At 40.6% G+C, this 19,094-nt stretch carries 14 protein-coding genes and 1 tRNA gene; 9 read left to right on the forward strand and 6 right to left on the reverse strand.

Going from position 1 to position 19,094, the window contains the following annotated elements; all coding sequences use genetic code 11:
- Nucleotides 1–5 precede the first annotated feature (5 nt).
- The 4 genes from H6679_01945 (at nt 6) to H6679_01960 (ending at nt 8,233) form a co-directional block, all read left to right on the forward strand.
- The gene (locus tag H6679_01945; protein MCB9493014.1) at nt 6–1,922 is read left to right on the forward strand and encodes a hypothetical protein; all 1,917 of its coding nucleotides are present in this window, start codon (nt 6–8) and stop codon (nt 1,920–1,922) included.
- Between the two features lie 18 nt (nt 1,923–1,940).
- Nucleotides 1,941–4,271, forward strand: a complete 2,331-nt coding sequence (locus H6679_01950) for a hypothetical protein (GenBank protein MCB9493015.1) — start codon at nt 1,941–1,943, stop codon at nt 4,269–4,271.
- Between the two features lie 121 nt (nt 4,272–4,392).
- On the forward strand, nt 4,393–6,366 hold the full coding sequence (locus H6679_01955; protein MCB9493016.1) for an ankyrin repeat domain-containing protein: 1,974 nt from the start codon (nt 4,393–4,395) through the stop codon (nt 6,364–6,366).
- A 181-nt stretch (nt 6,367–6,547) separates the two neighbouring features.
- Complete coding sequence (locus tag H6679_01960) at nt 6,548–8,233, forward strand: hypothetical protein (GenBank protein ID MCB9493017.1); 1,686 nt, start codon at nt 6,548–6,550, stop codon at nt 8,231–8,233.
- Between the two features lie 2 nt (nt 8,234–8,235).
- On the opposite strand, the gene glmS is transcribed toward H6679_01960, so the two are convergent.
- From glmS to H6679_01985, 5 genes are all read right to left on the reverse strand, one after another.
- Nucleotides 8,236–10,149 (reverse strand): glutamine--fructose-6-phosphate transaminase (isomerizing), encoded by a 1,914-nt coding sequence (gene glmS / locus H6679_01965; protein ID MCB9493018.1) that lies wholly within the window; start codon nt 10,147–10,149, stop codon nt 8,236–8,238.
- A 117-nt stretch (nt 10,150–10,266) separates the two neighbouring features.
- Nucleotides 10,267–10,668 carry a 30S ribosomal protein S9 gene (rpsI, locus tag H6679_01970; GenBank protein ID MCB9493019.1) on the reverse strand — a complete coding sequence of 134 codons (402 nt, stop codon included), beginning with the start codon at nt 10,666–10,668 and terminating at the stop codon, nt 10,267–10,269.
- Between the two features lie 142 nt (nt 10,669–10,810).
- Nucleotides 10,811–10,885 (reverse strand) — tRNA-Thr (locus tag H6679_01975).
- A gap of 59 nt (nt 10,886–10,944) precedes the next feature.
- The gene (locus H6679_01980) at nt 10,945–11,289 is read right to left on the reverse strand and encodes a TraR/DksA family transcriptional regulator (GenBank protein ID MCB9493020.1); all 345 of its coding nucleotides are present in this window, start codon (nt 11,287–11,289) and stop codon (nt 10,945–10,947) included.
- Nucleotides 11,286–11,765: a nucleoside deaminase gene (locus H6679_01985; GenBank protein ID MCB9493021.1), complete on the reverse strand. Its 480-nt coding sequence runs from the start codon at nt 11,763–11,765 to the stop codon at nt 11,286–11,288. Before H6679_01985 ends, H6679_01980 begins: the two co-directional genes overlap by 4 nt.
- A 197-nt stretch (nt 11,766–11,962) precedes the next feature.
- Here H6679_01985 and gyrB point away from each other — a divergent pair, with 197 nt between their 5' ends.
- The 4 genes from gyrB (at nt 11,963) to H6679_02005 (ending at nt 16,599) form a co-directional block, all read left to right on the forward strand.
- Nucleotides 11,963–14,416 (forward strand): DNA topoisomerase (ATP-hydrolyzing) subunit B, encoded by a 2,454-nt coding sequence (gyrB, locus tag H6679_01990; GenBank protein MCB9493022.1) that lies wholly within the window; start codon nt 11,963–11,965, stop codon nt 14,414–14,416.
- Between the two features lie 134 nt (nt 14,417–14,550).
- Nucleotides 14,551–15,417: an ankyrin repeat domain-containing protein gene (locus H6679_01995; protein ID MCB9493023.1), complete on the forward strand. Its 867-nt coding sequence runs from the start codon at nt 14,551–14,553 to the stop codon at nt 15,415–15,417.
- 10 nt (nt 15,418–15,427) lie between these two features.
- On the forward strand, nt 15,428–16,147 hold the full coding sequence (locus tag H6679_02000; protein ID MCB9493024.1) for a hypothetical protein: 720 nt from the start codon (nt 15,428–15,430) through the stop codon (nt 16,145–16,147).
- Nucleotides 16,144–16,599: a hypothetical protein gene (locus H6679_02005; protein MCB9493025.1), complete on the forward strand. Its 456-nt coding sequence runs from the start codon at nt 16,144–16,146 to the stop codon at nt 16,597–16,599. The genes H6679_02000 and H6679_02005 overlap by 4 nt, the downstream gene beginning before the upstream one ends.
- A 46-nt stretch (nt 16,600–16,645) precedes the next feature.
- Here H6679_02005 and H6679_02010 read toward each other — a convergent pair whose 3' ends face one another.
- Nucleotides 16,646–17,611, reverse strand: a complete 966-nt coding sequence (locus H6679_02010) for an AAA family ATPase (GenBank protein MCB9493026.1) — start codon at nt 17,609–17,611, stop codon at nt 16,646–16,648.
- 313 nt (nt 17,612–17,924) lie between these two features.
- Here H6679_02010 and H6679_02015 point away from each other — a divergent pair, with 313 nt between their 5' ends.
- Nucleotides 17,925–19,091 (forward strand): hypothetical protein, encoded by a 1,167-nt coding sequence (locus H6679_02015; protein MCB9493027.1) that lies wholly within the window; start codon nt 17,925–17,927, stop codon nt 19,089–19,091.
- Nucleotides 19,092–19,094: the final 3 nt, after the last annotated feature.

The following is a 19,094-nucleotide window of genomic DNA, read 5'->3' on the forward strand; positions in this document are numbered from 1 at the left end:
GAATCATGAAAAAGTTATTAACTATTGCTTTGGCTCTTGTTTTTGTAGGAACAGGGCATTACCTATTTTCAGCAGAAATGAAAGCGGACTGTTATCTGCAGGCAGATCAACACAGCGATGAATTTCAAGAGGTTATTAACCAATTGGAGTCCTATTTTAAGTCTTCTGTCTCACCCGAATATAAAAGAAAATTTACAGATTTTATTGAACAAAGAGCTCGGTTACTGGATGTCTTTTACCTTTATCAAGTTGTAGCAGAATATTCATCGCAAGATAAACTTTTTGATCCTATTTTTTTTCAGTTTGTTGAGGCAGAAAAGCAACGCTATCAAGAGCTCCCTGGGGAATTGAGAGCTGCGCTTGATCAGCTTGATTGCATACTGGCACAGGGCGATGATTTTGGCTATGCCGATTTTTTAACTATTCCTGAAGGAATGAAGCAGCTGGGCGAAAAATATAATGCCTACTTACAATCATTAAAGGGCCTTTTTTCAAAAATTAAGGATGGGAATAAAGCAGCTATTCAAAGTCTTAAGAGTTTAAATAAAGATGTGGATAATTTTTTTGATGACGATGTTAAGTTGCTTGATGTTTCCCTGGCTGACAGTTTTGAAAGTGATAGTAGTCTTCTGTTTCAGGTAATGGAAAATGATTGTGTACAGTTTTTTACCGCAAGCGATTATGATGCTGTCAAGCAAGCACACCAAGATTTTAAAACGTGCTTGGACGAACAAAAAGAGTGTTGGAAAGAATTGCTTGAGCAAGACTCTGGTAAAAGAAACTTTCTGGACGGATTTTATCAAAACTGTCAAAAACTTTCACTCGTGTATCAACAGCTTTATTCATGCCTGACAGGGAGCGATAAGCAAATATTTGTTAGCAGCCGTTTATTTGAAAAGATAACGAAAGAAGAATATAACAAATACAGTGATATTCAAAGTTCGTTTGAAAGAAAGCGTGGTGGAGCAACGTCTGAAGAAATATTCATTAAAAATTTTAAAGAACGTGATTGTAAGAAGATTGCCTCAGAGCGAGTGAAGTGCTTTTTTACGAATGTTTTTGTTTTGTATGACGACGTTTTATGTAAAGTCCCTTTTAGGACACTTGAGCGGAGCCGTATTCTCCTTCAGTACCTGAGATTTATTGATGATTGCTTGAAAGAGAGACATCACGAGATTATCGCTCCGACAAATGTTGCTAGTGAATTTGATTATTTAGACACTGAGACGTTGTCGTTGCTTGCAGGGGGGAAAAAAAAGAACCTCAAAGCGAAAAAATCGCAGCAAGGCAGACGAAGTCCATCTCGTACCGCAAAAGAGAATGTTCCTCCTGCAAAGCTTGATCAAGGGAATCTTGCGCAAAACCCTGAGGTAGTAAAAAGTGAAAAATCACGCAGGGTTTTTAAATTAGTTCATGATCTTAAATTAGCATGGAGTGAGACATCACTCTTGTGTGATGGGGTTGGTTACAAGCTTATAAGACAATCGTGGGGTGGAGATAGTAATCAGGGAATGCTTGTTGTTTTGTATCCCGGTCAAAAGCAGAATGATCTTGACTATGCGCGTGCAAGAAGTATGATTGCTTCCGCTCATGATCTTGAGCGGAAAGCACGTGTACAAAAGCAAGATGCCGTTGATAAGTTTCATTCGTTTAATGCACAGGTAGATAACTATTTAGGATATGGCGTACTTGTTAGACATGGGCAACAAACAGACCATGCAATTGCTAAGTCGCTTACGTTAAAGGCTGGACAGTGTGCTGTTATTATTGATGGCAAACTTGTTCTGAATAAGTATGCGTACCATGGACAGGCTATCACCCCCAACAGCAATATTGGTATCAAGGGGGCGTTTGTTTATATTTTTGATGAAAATAAACAAACATGTGTTCACCGTTTTTTTCATAAGCTTCAGTTACAGTAGGCAATGATGGAGGTTACGATGAAAAAATTTTTACTTAGTTTGGCATTGATTTTTAGCGTTGGCTCTATTTTTCCGGCTGAAAGTACGCATAAGCAAAATGATCAGACGGTGACACAAGATGACCAGCAAGGGCAAGTGAGCCTTCTTGAGAATAGTGAATTGCTCAACGAACAAGACTTGCTTGCGCAAGAAACGGAATCTGATACTACTTGCACAGTAATTACAGATCAAGATTTTAATAATTTGAGCATGCTAACGCGTAAGCTAGCCCAAACAATTAAAGCATCTGGAAAAACAAAAGAATGTCTTTATTTACTTAAATACAGAGAATTTTTTCTGGAAATGTTGATCATAGAGTTAATTGCTATGTTGGGCAACGATGACTTTTATGAATACGACCTTGTTTTGCGAGATTTGTTAGAAAAACAGGAATATTACTTTTCTCGGTTACCCCAAAATGTACGCTCCCTCTTTACACAGATTGATGAAAGGATAGCCGGCCTTGGGCACCTTGGGTTTCATGATATTTTGCAATTTATAAATCAACGAGAATTATTGGCAACGCTTTACAAAAAATTTGATGATGAGATGAGGGGGTTGTGTGACTATTTAAGTGAAAAAAAACATCTTTTGGATGGTGAGAATGCCGATTGTTGGAAAGCGTTTGTTTCTTTAAAAGATCATGATGCCGATCTTCTTCTTAATCAAAATTTAAAAAAAAGCTTAGGGTATTACCATTGGTTTAGCAATGGTGTGTGTGAGAAATTTAGTAGAGAAGAAAAGATGCTACGTTCTATTCTTGCACACTGTCAAAAAAAAGTTGGCAAAGATAAAGAGCTTAGACGGCAAGTGACACTTGCGAGTAATAAGTTCAACCGATATTGCAGAAGTTTTAATTGTTTTAGAGAAGAATTAAAAAAACAGCAATACATGTGGCAAAAACTTGATATACAGTATTTTCGAAATGAACAGTTTGCAGCAACAAAACTGCTCAAAAGTGTGTATTTGCTTTCCTACAATGAGCTGTGGGACCAGTCTTATGCTGGTGACATACTGTCACCAATTATATTTCCAAATCTATGGCACTTTCCTGAGATAGTTGGTAGCGATTTTGCTGCAAAGAGTTTTTGTGAGCTTACTCAAGAATTAGATTCGGTTTTTTTCAAAGCGTATGATGCTGAGCAAGGACGCATTAAAATTCGCGTAAATGAAGCTCGAGCAATCTTAAAAGGGGTTGCTTGCTTACATCCAAATGCTGAAGAAGTTGAAAAAAATTTACTAAATTATTCGTTGCATGAATTGATTGAAAAGATACGGGTTGTTTTGGATGGTTTGAAGCAAAAGGCAGATAAATCTGTTGAAGCATGTAAAAAAGGTTTAATTGGTTCAGGCGCTGCGTTTGCGGGGTTACTCAAATCTTATAGTTTGTTGAATCAACAGTTTATTACAAAAGTAGAGCAAGGTAGCCAGCAGGCTCTAAGTGATTTTAGTGATTATGTTGAAAAACTTGTTATGTGTGCCCAAAATGGTGAGTTACCGCCTCAAACAAAAGTTTTCTTTGTTGGCTTAACTTGGTTTGCTCAGGAGCTTGAAAAAAGTGATAGCAGCTGTGGGCATACATGTGCTCAAAGTCGTTTGAGAAGTTTAATGTTTTATGCAAAATTTTATCAGCAATGTTTGAATGTTGCATTACAAGATTATGTTCCACCTAGCGTTAGCCAAAATTCACAGGTGCAACAACAAGAGAAACAAGACGTAGTTAAAAGAGAAAAAACAGGAAAAAAGGCAGAGGAAGAGAAGCAATCTACTGTTTGTAAGGAAGTTGAGCAGAGTCTGCTCAGAGAGATTTTTAACAATATTGGCCAGTCTCATATTCTTGATGGACACAATGATCCATGCTATAAACTTATCAGGCAGTCGTGGGCTGGGTGTGGTAATCAGGGGATGCTTGTTGCGTTGTATACAAATGAGAAAGAAAACGGTTTTAATGAGCTTGGGAATGCAAAAAAAATGATTATTTCAGCCGGTGATCTTGAGCGAACTAGCCGTGTTAAAGGAGATGGGGCTATTGATCGTTTCCATAGGTTTAGTCCATTAGTAGATAATTATCTAGAGTATGGTCTGCTTGTCAGACATGGGCAACAAACAGACCATGCAATTGCTAAGTCGCTTACGTTAAAGGCTGGACAGTGTGCTGTTATTATTGACGGTAAACTTGTTCTGAATAAGTATGCGTACCATGGACAGGCTATCACCCCCAACAGCAATGTTGGTATCAAGGGGGCGTTTGTTTATATTTTTGATGAAAATAAACAAACATGCGTTCACCGTTTTTTTCATAAAGCATAAAAAATCTTTTTAATACTACCTATCGTTAGGGGCAGCAGGCAAACTGTTGCCCTTTTTATTTTGTGTGAGCCATACTCAACAAAGTGGGGTCTTTCTTTAATCTTATGATGTAGTAAATCTTATGGTTAAGCGTGTTGGGTGGGTACTACTTTTCGTTAGTTCTTTTGCTAGGGCAGATACTACGTTGCTACTGCAGCGAGTATGTGCATTATTGCAGTTGCCTGCAAATATGTATATGAGTCACAAAGCTGAAGAGTGTCATCACTCCAAAGAGTCTGAGAGCGCTTTGTTAGCCGCAGCGGCAATGAATATGTGTCATGATGGATTAGGGCTTGGCCGTATGTTGGATGACGAATCTTGCTTTGATCGAATGCATCTGGGTATGCAAGCTGCCTTGCTCGTCAATGACCTTGTCGATATTTTTGATTCAGCGTTATGTTTGTGTCAGAAATTGTTGAGTAATGAAGATGTTGAGCAAGAAGATACTTCTGATTTTGAATTGGTTGTAAACAATCAATTTTTGAGAAAGGTTATTAATCCACTTTTAGTGTTGGGTGCTACAACCGCAAAGACTTTCTACTCTGGTGCAGATCAAAGTAAAATGTATTTTTGCCTACATTCTCTTGAGTTTTTAACACGTATGCTTTGTAAGTTGGCGCAGCAAAGAAAGTCTACTGCTGGGCATGCAGCTTATGCTATCCAGAGCGTGGTTGCGTTGCTTATTTTAATCAAAGATTGTTTGGCTCCTTGTCGTGAGTGTAGCAATGCAGATGATCATGATGAGGACGATGATGATAATCTTATAGCGCGTGTTATTGTCAATCCAAACATTAATCCATGTAAAAAACCAAGTTGCTTAAAAAGCACGCAGCAGAGGTTTCATAGTAATGAAGATGATGATGAGGAACAAACTCTTGTTCCTTCCAAAGTACGCTTTTGTGACTGTACATCAGATTTAGCATGTTGTAATCGTGTTGATGAACAAGGCAAAACAGACCTCATACGGGCTGTACAGCAAAATAATGAAGCCGAAGTCAGGCGGCTACTTTCGTGGGAGAAGATTGACTTAAACATACAAGACAAAAGTGGACAGAGTGCGTTGAGTTATGCTGTCGAGTATGGAGAGTTTGAAATTGTTCAGTTGCTTTTGGGGGCTGGGGCGACTATTACCGATGATATGGTTGCCGCGGCTAGCAAGAAATTTGAACTTTTTTCGGGTCGTTTTAATAGAATTTCTGCAATGAAATCGAGAGGGGCTCGTGAGCATGATAGAGACATATATATTGAAGAATGTTTAGCAAGGTATCCAGAGACGTTGAGTATGAAGAAGAAAGAATCGAATGAAAAACTTGAATGGATGAAGAATCGCGCAAGAAAGATTTTTTCTCGAGTTAAGAATGTGAAGAAAGCCCAGTCCCTTTCGCGTGAGGGAAAGGCTGCCAAATTGTGTCAGTTGGTTGCCAAGTTGACCTCTGTCAATGCTCGGTTGGTTGTTGTAGGGAGTTTAAAAAATAAGCGGTTTGTTCGAGCTATTTTGCTTAATGATGATACATATATCGGTGCAACGGTATCAAAACTGCAGAATTTAGAGGTTGCAATTGTAAAGATTAACAATTTTTTTGAGCTTGAGTTGTGCAAAGATGAGAAGGCCAAGCTTTTGGGTGAAGTGCAGGACTGCATTAAAAAGGCCTTTGCCTCACTTGGCCGCAGGCACGAGAATGATGATCTTGTTGGGTTGTTACAAAATGAAGAAGGTGTTGAAAAAATATGCCAAGTATTGCAAGTGTATAATCGTTTATTTATCCAGCATCTAAAGTATTTACATAGGTGGGAATTTAACGAAAACGTTAAAATTGAGACCAAAGAGTTGAAGGTAATGAATCTTGCGGGGATTATGTACACTTGTAGTAAAGAGCATTTTGAAAAAGAGGGTAGTAAGGTTAGAGATTTGCTGAAATCAAACGACCAACAATTGGAGACGCTTGGCTTTTTAAAGGAGAATGCTGAAAAAGCAGAAAAAATAACGAAATGGTTCAAGGAATACTTGAGTAGTGAAGATCACAATAGAGCGATGGATATTTTAAAGAAATCGTAAATTCTTATCTCTTTTGCTCAGACTTTCTGATTATCAGATCTGCAGTGTTGTCGCTTTTAAATTTGTTTGTGATACTCAGAAGGTGTGCAAGTCTATTTAATTTTTTATATTTGTTAGTTACATGGCCAAATATTTTTTCGTTTTCCTGTTTCTTGCAATGCCGTTGCAAGCGTCCGACTTCATGTTGTCTGTACAGCAGGCGTGCGCGTTGTTTCAAGTGCCGACCAATATTTATGCAGCGCATAAACTTGAAGATGATCCTTATTCAGATAGTTGTGATGTTGCTTGTTTGGTTGCTGCGCTGGCTAATGCTACTTACGATGGTGTTAGTCTACATACACTGTGTAAAGGTCATGGGCAAGATCAGATTGCTCATGTGCTTGCGCAGTTAGGTTTGTTGTTAGGAGATTGTATTGAGGGGACGTACTCTGGATTTTGTTTGTTGCAAAGGGCATTTGGCGATGAGTGTGATTTATCACGTGAGTTTTGTCAGCATGATTGTGTGGTCGCAAATCAGGTAATAAAAAAGACTGTGCTCCCTGTTGTAAGCACACTGTTGGCACTAATAAAAACACGCTACATTGGGCATGCCAAATATTGTAAGACTTTAAATGTACTTCATTCGCTAGAAATGCTTACACGTGTTTGTCACAACCTTGTACAACAGAAAAAAGAACGTCCAGGATTATATGCATATGCGTGTGCTTGTGCAGGCATACTTGTATTGCTTGCCAGCGATGTGTTTACCGATCAAACCAACGTGTTACCTCCATCGCTTCCGGGTAGTGAAGACGATGAATACAAGGATGATTTTAATCCAGTTATCTTAGTTGATACAAACAAGAATCCCTGCTTACGTGCAAGTTGCTTGAAAAAAAATCCACAGGTATTTCATGTATGTGAAGCAGTAGATGAGTCGCAAGAGTTTGTACCGTCTAAAGTGCGCTTCGGTGGCTATCAAGGAGAGACGTTTGCCTGCAACAAAACCGATGATAATGGAAAAACTGCATTGCTCATGGCTGTTGAGCAAAATGACATTGCACAATGTCGACGATTGTGTTCGTATGAAGGTATAGATTTTGCCGATGAGTTGCAAAGCGCTGTTTACAGTGGGCGATCTGAAATGGTCAGTTTGTTCCTGGCAAGGGAAGCGCATATTGACGAAGATCTGGTTAATAATGCCCATGAAATCTATAGTATTTTAGATGGGCAAGATTGCATGGAAGGCGATGAGGATGAAACACGAGAAGAGGTTAATGCTCGTTTTCGTCGAGAATATGTAGAAGCATGTATGCTCAATCATAGAGAAGAAAAAGATCTCAAGAGTCAAAACTTTGACCAACAACTGGCATGGGCACGTGAGAGAGCTCTGCAAGTTTATACACAACTAGATAATGCTTTTAAAGCGCAAGAAGCGTGGAATGCATTTATCAAGGATGAAAAAAGTGCAGGCAGGTTATGCAAAATTTTTGCTCAACAAAGCTCGCGTTCTGACATGTGTCTCATGGCAGATAATCTTGGTGTAACGTTTTTTATACGAGACATTTTACTTGGTAATGATGAACGTATTGCAGGTAATCTGGCAAAGGCACTAAACGCGAAGCATTATACCATTACCATCCAAGAGGGTGATACGTCCATTTTGGCATCAAATTTTTCATCACTCATGTTTATTGCTACAAAATCGCAGCTTCAAGCGGTATGTAAAAATCAAGACGCTGCCTCGGAGCGTACTGCCCAAGAAATGCAAGCGATCGAGTTTTATCGCGAGCGTTATGACAAGGCTGAAAAGATTATGAAACTATTCACCGAGTTTAATCACCGTGCAAAGCGAGCTAAGAAGGGTATCATAGAAAAAGAATCTTAGTGCTACTCAACAGTAACTGATTTTGCCAGGTTGCGCGGTTTGTCAATTGGGCAACCTAAAACGCACGTGATGTGATAAACAAAAAACTGCATCAAACCGGTCATAGCAAGTGGCGCAAGCAGCGGGTTGACACGTGGTATGACAAAAGCCGTGTCGGCTGCTTTAATTAGTTCGTCTTGCCCTTCAAATGCAAACACAACCAAGTGACCATGACGTGCCTTAACTTCGTGTGCGTTAGACACAAGCTTCTGGTAAATCAAATCATCGAGTACTGAGAAAATAAAAATTGGCGTTTTTTCATCAATGAGCGCGATAGGCCCATGTTTGAGCTCGCCAGCCGGATAGGGTTGTGCAAAAACATATGAAATTTCTTTGAGCTTGAGCGCAGCTTCCATGGCAAATGGATAACTAATGTGTCTGCCCAAAAAGATGAAGCGATCATACTTTGCATATTGACTTGCCAATGTTTGCGTAATCTCAAGCTTATAGTTTTCAATCGAAGCTTCCAATATTTCAGCAGCAATGAACAGGTCACCCTCAGCGTCGTGCATCTGCTTTTCATCAATGATGCCACGTTCAAGAGCTATGCGGTTGGCAAGCCAAAAGAGTGTTGCAAGTTGTGTTGAAAATGCTTTTGTTGAGGCAACTGAAATTTCAGGCCCCGCCTGCATAGGCAAAAAGCCTTGTGCTTCACGAACCATTGAACTTGAGGCGACATTGGTTAAAGCTATAGAGTGTTGGTCGTAACCACTGATAAGTTTGAGCGCTTCAAGAGTGTCTGCCGTTTCACCTGATTGTGAAATCATGATGTACGTGCTGTTGGTGTCCTTAAAAAATGGCATATAGCGAAATTCAGATGCTAGATGGACACGTGTTGGAATTTTGCAGATATATTCGAAGAAAAATTGAGCGATACGTGCAGCGTGCCATGATGTACCAGCGCCAATCATGTTAATGGATTTTAGGCGACCCACCTCGTTGGGGTTGAGCGTAAGCTGACGCCAAATAGCATCAGTATAATTTGGTTCATATGGTTTTGTCAGATCGTCTTTGTTGGCTGTTTTATTTGTACTGCCAATCAAGTTGTAAAATGAAATGGTACGGGTGATCGCATGCTTTTGCTCGTAAATTTCTTTGAGCATGTAGTGATCAAAGCCTTGCTTATCAATTTTTTGTGATAATGAGTTTATTTTGTGTTCTATGACCTGTAGAGCCTTACCATCAAAACCGTACAGCTCAATATTGTTTTTACTCAGCAGGGCAAAGCTGTCGTCGGGAAGAAAAACGACTTTGTTCGTTTTGTCAGAAAATGCTAGGTAATCGGAGGCAGCAAACATTTCGTTTTCGCCAATGCCGACAACAAGCGGTGAACGGCGACGCATAATCAAAAGCTTCTCGGGATATTTCTCTAGCAGAAAAACAAATGCGTAAGCGCCATGAAGCTCTTGTGAAAATTCCATGACAGCCGTTTTTAGGTCATTATGTTTTTTTAGATGATTACCGAGCAAATGTGCGGCAACTTCAGTGTCGGTTGTTGAGTGTAGATCATGGCCTTGTTCGATTAGCGCTTTTCTAATTTTTTCGTGACCTTCAATGATGCCGTTGTGCACCACGGCGATATTCTTTTGACAGTTAAAATGAGGATGTGTGTTTTCTTCATTTACGACACCGTGTGTTGCCCATCGCGTATGGCCAATGCCGATGTGGCCGTTAATCGTAGCTGTTTGCTCAAGTCGTTGAACGGGAGAGGTGGTTGTCGTGGTTCCAGCATATTTGTGGTACGAAATATGCTTATGTTTTTCGTCAATGCAGGCAAGTCCCGCCGAATCATAACCACGATATTCCAGTCTTGATAGACCGTGTATGATGGTTTGTTTACAAGGCTTTGTACCGACATATGCAATTATTCCACACATGAGCATCTTCTGGTATTTAAATACAAAAAAACAATAACACTTCAATGAAAAAAACAAAAGCCGCTAAGCGGCTCTTGTTGTGTAATGCATAAAAAATTGTAAAGCGGAAAAAAACGTTTAACGTTTTACGAATTGGAACTTTCTACGAGCTCCACGCTGACCGTATTTTTTACGTTCTTTAACGCGAGAATCTACGGTTAGGAAGTTATTTTTTTTCAAGGTTTGTTTTAACGACTCGTTCGCAGCAAGAAGTGCGCGTGCGATGCCGAGTTTGACTGCATTTGATTGGCTAACAAGTCCACCACCGGTGACTGTTATTTTTGCATCGTAGGAGCCTTCAAGTCCACAAACTCTGAGCGGCATAACGGCAGCTCTTTTGGTTAGGTCAGTATCAAAGTAGCTTTGATAATCTCTTCCATTAACACTAACAGAACCCTTGCCTGACTTGAGCCATACACGAGCGACGGATGATTTTCTGCGACCTACGCCATGAATATTAAACGTTATATTTTGTTTCATAAATTTACAAACCTGTAATTTTTTTTGTTACAATGTATCCTGCATTACCCGAATATCGTATTCCATCTTAATAGCGATATCAAAAAATGTCAAAACCCTGGCCAAATAAAGGCTTTTTTTATTGGTTTTTGTGCGATATCACTGGAGCCGGTGACCGGAGTTGAACCGACGACCTACTGATTACGAATCAGTTGCTCTACCACTGAGCTACACCGGCATGTTGCATTTTATGCGTGTTTTGCAAGCATATCACGAAAAATGCTCCAGATAAAGCCTTTACTGTTCAAATGCTTCCTGGCAAACAATGCATCGTGCAGCGTACAAAAAGTGCTCCAGGCGCTTTTCAGAAATAACATCGCCGCAGTCTGTGCAAACGCCGTATTCGCCCTTTTCTATGCGTGAAAGGGTGTTTTCTATGAGGCGAATTTCGTCAATTTCACTTTGCTGAATAGAATTTTGAAGTTTTTCCATAGATAGCGAGAGTGCTTCGTCGCCAGTGTCTTGAACTTGTCCATCTGACACCTTATCGTTTGCCTGCTCGTTCAGATGTGCAAGCATCTCGCTTTTTCTTTCAAGAAGCGTGTGCTTAATTTTTTCAAGAAATTGAGCTCTTTGCTTCATGATGTACCTTTCCCTTTTTTTCTAATTGTTCTAAAGAAGTGCTGTAACAATTGGACGCACTCTTCCTGGTTCACATTTTCAACGATTTGTAAATTTTTCGCATATGGGGGGAGTGAGTCAGTTTTATTGATTCGAAAACCGAACAAGTTTGATGTTGTTCCGAATATAACTCCTTCTAATCTACTCAGCTGAATCAGGCCAAAGCACATTAAACAAGGCTCAAGAGTAACATAAATCCAACACCCGTTCAATCTCCAGCTACCTTTTTTTTTGCATGCTTTTTCGATGGCGATGATCTCTGCATGTGCAGTTTGGCATTGTTTTTTTTCCGTCTTGTTGTACCCGCGACCAATGATTTCTCCTTTTTCATTGACAACAACTGCACCAATGGGGACTTCTTCATGCTCAAGCGCACGGAGTGCTTGTTTTAAGGCTTTTTGCATAAAAAAATCTTTTTTATCGTCTGGGATGGTCATATTTTGCTACAACCTGTTTGGTTTGGTATACTACAAAACATAATAAAAATTCGCCTTTATCTAGCTTATTGAATTAAGAGCGTACAAGATTTTTGTAAAATAAGAAATATTTAATCTAATTTATTTTGAATGTGTGACAAAAGTGAATTTGTGGGGCTATACAGCGGAAAGTAACGATCGTGTTTGAGGTTGGTTCTATGGAAAACAAGAGCGAAAAAGTGAAGAAGCAGGATGACAAGACTGCCAACGAGTACGGTGCCAGTGCTATTAAGATCCTGGAAGGTCTTGAGGGCGTACGCAAACGGCCGGCTATGTACATTGGATCAACAAGCGCTGCGGGTCTGCATCATCTCGTGTATGAAGTTGTTGACAACTCTGTAGACGAAGCAATGGCCGGACATTGTGACACCATTGATGTGATATTGCATAAAAATGGTTCATGTACGGTGCAGGACAATGGCCGTGGTATTCCTGTTGGCATTCACCCAACTGAAAAAGTTTCAGCGGCGCAGGTTGTTATGACCAAGCTGCATGCTGGTGGTAAATTTGAGAAAAAATCATACCGCTATTCTGGTGGTTTGCATGGTGTTGGTGTTTCGGTTGTTAACGCACTTGCATCTGATCTTGAGCTACAGGTCTTTTCTGGCGGTAAAATTTATCAACAGTTTTACAGCAGGGGCATACCAAAAGGACAGCTCAAAGAAATCGGTACAACCGATAAGCGTGGGACGCGTATTACGTTTACCCCAGACGCAAGCATCTTTGAAACAACAGATTTTGATTTTGACGTCTTGTCTGCACGTTTTCGTGAACATGCTTTCCTTAATCGTGGATTGCGCATTAATGTCAGTGACGAGCGTAGCAACGAAGAGCACAGTTTTTACTTTGAAGGTGGTATTGCCTCGTTTGTTGAATCAATCAACAGTAAAAAGACTCCGCTGTTCAAAGAGATTCTCGAGTTTTTCAAGGATGATGACACAACGGTACTTGAGTTTGCCATGCAGTACAATGAAGGATATTCCGAGCAGACGCACAGTTTTGTCAATAATATTCGTACGACTGATGGTGGAACACACGAAGTTGGTTTTCGTTCCGCTCTGACAAAAATTTGTAATCGTTATGCTCAAAAATTTAACATCATTAAAGACCAACCGCTTTCAAGTGATGATGTGCGTGAAGGCATGGTTCTGGTGTTGAGCATTAAAGTTCCTGAGGCTCAGTTTGAAGGTCAGACCAAGACAAAACTTGGCAACAGTGAAGTTAAAGGTTTAGTCGATTCCTGGGTGTATTCATTTTTGGATACGTACTTTGAAGAAAATCCTCAGGTTGCAAAAAAGATTTTACAAAAAGCATTGCTGGCCCAGCAAGCACGTACTGCTGCAAAGCGCGCGCGCGAGTTGACACGCCGTAAAAGTGAGCTTGAAACGTCTGTCTTGCCCGGCAAACTTGCAGATTGTTCTGAGGCTGATGCGTCTAAAACGGAACTGTTCATTGTTGAGGGTGATTCTGCAGGTGGTTCAGCAAAACAAGCACGTGATCGTTTTACTCAGGCGGTATTGCCGTTGCGTGGTAAAATTTTAAACGTTGAAAAAACGCGCCTCGACCGCATTTTGGCTAACAATGAGGTTAAAGACCTCATCACTGCTGTGGGTGCTGGCATAGGCAACAAAGATTTTAATGTTGAAAAAGCACGGTATCACAAAATTGTTATCATGACTGACGCCGACGTTGACGGGTCTCACATTCGTATTTTGCTCCTGACGTTGTTTTTCCGCTATATGAAACCTCTCATTGAGATGGGATATCTATATGTTGCGCAGCCGCCTCTGTACAAAGTAAAGCTTGGGAGAAGCGAGCGCTACTTGAATAACGAAACTGAGCTTAAACAGTTTTTGTTCGAATGGGCGGCAGGTCAAACACGCCTGGAGCTTGATGGTAAAGAAATGGGTACCGACGAATGGAAAAAATTGCTCGATGATTTGCTTGCATATGAACAGCAACTTGATCAAGCCAGTCAGCAGCTTGAAATCTCTCGTCACCATTGTCACGAACTTGTAACCTTTTTGCAGGAACATCCTCAAGAGGGTCAAGGTCTGCCAGCAGAACAGCTGGGCGAAAAGCTTGATGCATTTTTCAAAAACTATGATGTTAGCATACATACAGAGAAAAACTTGGAAGAAGATATGGCCCTTGAAGGTGACGAGCAGCCAGAGCCTAAAGTTATGGTTGTGTTTAAGGAGCATAAGCGAATTTGGGAAGTTGACTATACCTTCTTTGCATCCAGTAGCGCGCAAAATCTTGTTGCTATCTATCAGCCGATACAAGCGTTTGATAGTTTAGCGTGGGGTTTTGGTATGCTCAACAAGGATATCGCGCATAGTGATAAAGGTTTGCTTGTTTTATCTGATACCATCATTAAAGTTGCCAAATCACTTATGACCATTCAGCGTTACAAAGGTCTTGGTGAGATGGATGCTGAGCAGCTGTGGGAAACAACAATGGACCCGGCTCGTCGTATGCTGCTTAAAGTTGATATTGAAGATGCTCTCAAAGCAGATCAGTGGTTTGCGTCACTGATGGGCGAAGGTGTTGGTGATCGCCGCATGTATATTGAAAAACATGCGCATTTCGTGCGTAATCTTGACGTATGATGGTCTATCATCCCATAAATACTTGATTTTAATAGTCAAAATTTTCTAGATATAGAGTACGTGGGCTTTTTAGGAAAAGTTCACGTACTTTTTTTTGTTACTTAAAAATGTGTTTTGGGTTAGACAGAGATACTATGTTTTTGACTATTTTTCAAACATGTTTGTTGCTTTTTTGTCTGAGTGTGCATCCAGTTTGTGCAGCAACACTTTTGGTTGCCGCCAAACAGGGTGATCTACAAGCAATGAAAGAACTACTTGCGCGGGGCAATGTGCATGTTAACTCGTCAGACTATTCTGGGCAGACTGCCTTGCATTATGCGGTTATGCAAAGGCGAAACGATATGGTTGCTTTACTGCTCGCACTTGAGCCCGACCTCAATCGAGCAGACTGGAAAAAAAGAACGCCCCTACATTATGCTTGTATGCTTGGGCTGAGTGAAATTTTTAGATTGCTTGTGTATACAGGCAGGGCCAATCTTTCATTACAAGATGAGAAGGGGTATACGCCACTGCATTATGCAGTAAAAAAGAATAATACGTCTATTCTGCAAGTATTGAATGAAATCTGTAGTCATTATAACCCCTACATTGATGTTGTTGACAAGCGGGGACGAACATTGTTGCATTTAGCCTGTTTGAAGGGATATGAAGACATGGCTGTTTTGCTGATTAAGTCGGGCGCTGGCAAGGACAATAGAACGAAAAGTGATAATACGCCGCTTCATTTGGCGTGTTGGGCTGGACATTATAGTGTTGCCCGAAGACTTTTAGAGTACGATGCTGATATTGACGCACGTGGCAACAGGGAAAATACTTCCTTGCACTATGCAGCGTTTAAAAAGCACTCTGCTCTTGTCACACTTCTACTTGAGTGTGGGGCAGACTGTAATCATTTAAACCAAGATTTAGTATACCCATTTCAGGTAACAGACGATGCGCAAATTAGCCGTGCCATTGAAAAGAAGTGGAAAAAACAGAGCAAAAAAAGCAAGAAAAATTGAGAGGTAGATGATGAAGTCGAGTAAAATTGCTTGTCTGGTGTTTGCTTGTTTGGTAGCGGCAAAGCTGGAGGCCGGTAGATTTGAAGGGTGTTCAACCAAAGCACTTCAGGCAAAAATGGTTCAAGCTGTTAGGGGTGGACAGACGGATATTGTTAAAGAGATTTTAGAAATTGGCCGTATTGACGTTAACCATGGCGTGCAAGAAGATGGGCAAACTGGTATGACGCAAGCACTTGCAGATCACAATAATCCGCTGTGGATAAAGCGCAACAAAGACAAGGCGCGCAATGATGCGCTTATTTGCATTGCAGTTAAGGTTATGAGTGCAGGCCAAACCGCTATACTTGAGCAATTGCTGGAGGCTGGCGCTAATGTCTTTACGCTTGATAAAAATGGTACCCCAGTTGTAGTCATAGCAGTTGAACAACGAAAGCTAGAAGCACTTAGACTTTTGCTTGAGCATAAGCCAGACCTCTTCCAGAAATATGCTACTCAGTTATATGAAGTTGCTCAAAGAGCAAAATTTTTTGATGTAGTCACTATTTTAGATGAGCAGAAACTAAAATTGCAGCAAAGCAGTGATGAGCAAAAGCCAACACTGGCACCAATTAAGTATGACGACAACGACTATACTCGTATATCAAGGGGAGATTGTGTAGGCATACTGATGTTCATTATTTTGATGCCGCTACTCATCCAGATGTGTAAATGTTCCCCCACTCAGCTATGAAGGTGCCAGCGAAATCTCTGAGCATATTGCTCATCCCGTTTTTTTCACAGGTGTTTGCAATACGTCTGTATCGTGAACAAGCAGATTTTATTGATGCAGTTCGTCGTGGCGATAGGGCTGCTGTGGTCCGTTTGTTTGAAACCGAAAAGATTGTGGTCAATAACGGTATTTCTTTGGGCGATGACGACGAGTCAATAGAGTCCGCATCACTTGTTATAGCCGTAAAAAATAATGATCCTGACATGACACGCTTACTGCTCAGTCTTGGGGCTGATCCGCTTGTTTATGACCAGTACGGCGAGTTATTAATCTTTTGGGCTCATCACAATGACGTTGATGTAAGCATTGTCAATTTGCTTATAGAAAAAGCTTTTGAAGAAGAGCCTGATATGCTTGATCAAATTGGTCAGGTTCTAAGAAAATATGTGGCTGTTTTGCAGAGTTTGTTTTAGCTATTAGCTTGTAAAAAAAGAAGGCCAGCAGAGCTGGCCTTATCTGTTAGCTGCGATTTTGTATTGCAGAATAAATATCTTGAGCATCGGCTTCTATTTTTTTGGCGATGCTGCTATCTCGTGTGGTTTCATTGATAGGCCTTGTTTCCTCGGTGTTTATGATCATATCATGCTTAAAGTAAGGCTGGACGTAAGCACCGTTTATTTGATTCATGAGCTGCTTATTGTTGCTTGTAAGATTGAATTTACGCATAATATTGTTAAGGGTCATTTGGTTTGTGCGCATTAACGGCGTTTCTTGTTTTTGGTATTCATAGAGAGTCGTTATTTCTCTATAAGAAATTGAAAGCTTCGAATTTTCTTTAGTTGATGGGCTGAGCACTGACGCAAAACTACCAATAACTTCGTCAAGTGAACGCTGAGCATAATCCATGTCAGAGTTATTGCGTGCTGTAACACGCTTGACCAAGTCAGCAAGGGGGCAATAAACAAACACCATAAATAAATCAATGTTTTGTTCTTTCATGAAGTTAATACACGCGTCCCATGTTTCTTGACTGCAGCAGTGGTCGAGTGTTGTATCAACAATCACATCATGGCCTTGATGTGCTAGCTTTACTATTTCTTCGTGCATTGCAATAGCATTAACCTGAAAGCGATTTTGTCCATGTTCGCGCATGACTCGCATGACATTATCGTGTGGGGGATCCTGTTTGATGAGAAAATTATGAACGGTGAGTGCAGATGCATGTGGCGAAGGGACCTCTCCACTAAAAAGATATTTGTGTGCCTCTAAAAAATCTTGGATAAACTCTCTGTTATAGGATTTAATCCAAATTTCTTCATCAAATTTTTTGGTTATTGCGTGGGGGAAAAACTTTTTGAGCGCTTCAACGCGAGCGCTTTTACCCGCGCTTGAGCTTCCATTAAAATAAATGACGACAGGTTTTGTTGTCAGCATACTCATGTAAAAAAATGCCCCTGCAAAAAACAATTTTTTTATTTTTATCATTGTTTGTTCCTCTGATAAAAATGTGACACGGCAGATGAAACCAAAATTTCAATCAGTCTGTCTCACGTTTGAGAAATTTGCAAATGTATTTTTTGTGCGTTGTGCGCTATAGTTACCAAGAGGTCTGTTGTTACGCGGTCACTAATAGTTTGCAGGTATGCAACGATACACAAAATTTTTTTATATAGTTTAACTTTGTGCCGATTAGTTGCATTTATCGTTGTAACATGATATTGATAGTGTCCTTACGTTTTTTCTTGACAGCAAAAGACATGAAAACGTAAGCTCGTAGACTATAAAGGATAAGAAAATTATGACACAGCGACTATGGATTGTTAATAGCTCATTGCTGCTTTTATTTTTTCTTGTCTTGGTAGTAAGTGAGCTCTTACGCGTTGAACCTCCGCTTTGGCGTCAAGCAAAAGTTATTGTTGACGAAATTGAAGAGCAGGAGGAAATTGAAAGTGCGGTAAGTTGGGCAAAAATTTACCAAAACGATTTGTTTGACACATATGTCAAACAGCAATCCCAACCCGTCAAACAAAGCTTTGTGACGCCAATTCCAGAGCCCAAGCAGGCCCCCGTCACACCACCGCCTGAGCTTCCCAAGCAAGATTTTGTGCCAGCGCTTAACATAACGCTGAAGGGTATTATTGTTGCAGGCCAAGAAAAAGATAGTGTGGTTATGGTTGCAGACGAAAGTGGCAAAGAAACCATGTATCGCCTTGGTCAACGCATTAAAGATGGCCAGATCATAAAAGTTGCACACAACCGTATTGTCCTGTTGCGCGCAAATGGACAGCAGGAGATATTTTTCTTGCGTAAAGATGATGCTGAGCAAGCAATGCCAAGCCCACAAAAATGGGAGCACATCATAAGAAAAGTTGATGATCAAAATTATGAAATTGATCCAACCTCATTTGCACAGGAAGTGCCAGAGGTGGGTAACTTTTTAGAACGCATGGGAGTCATTGGCATGGCCTATCAACAAGGTCAAGCAATTGGTATGCGTATTGGAACACTGGAGCAAAACTCACTTGGCCAACTGCTTGGCTTGCAAGCAAATGATATTATCAAAGCGGTTAATCAACTTGATATTACCGATCTTAAAAATCGTATGACGGTGTATGACACCATCGTGCAATTGCCTGAAGGTGGCATTACGATTGTCGATATTGTGCGCGAAAACCAGCCACTCTCAAAGACATATAAGTTTGTCAAAATGGAGAAACCCAAGGCCCAATTGTTGTTTGGTGGTCCACCAGACCCTGCACAGGCGCCTGGTCAAGCACCAGGGCAAGAACAGGATCAAGGGCTTGGTAAACTCGCTATGAGTCCGCAACAAAAACGTGAAAAGAACATTCGTGATTTTGAGCAGCGTCATAAGTCTGCCCAGCGACACAAGCAGTCAGTTACGGATATTCGCAAGCGCATTTTAGAAAATTTGCAATCTCGTGTGTATAACTCGAGATCACGATAAGGT

This window comes from Campylobacterota bacterium, from assembly GCA_020633995.1.
Classification (GTDB): Bacteria; Babelota; Babeliae; order Babelales; family RVW-14; genus JACKCO01.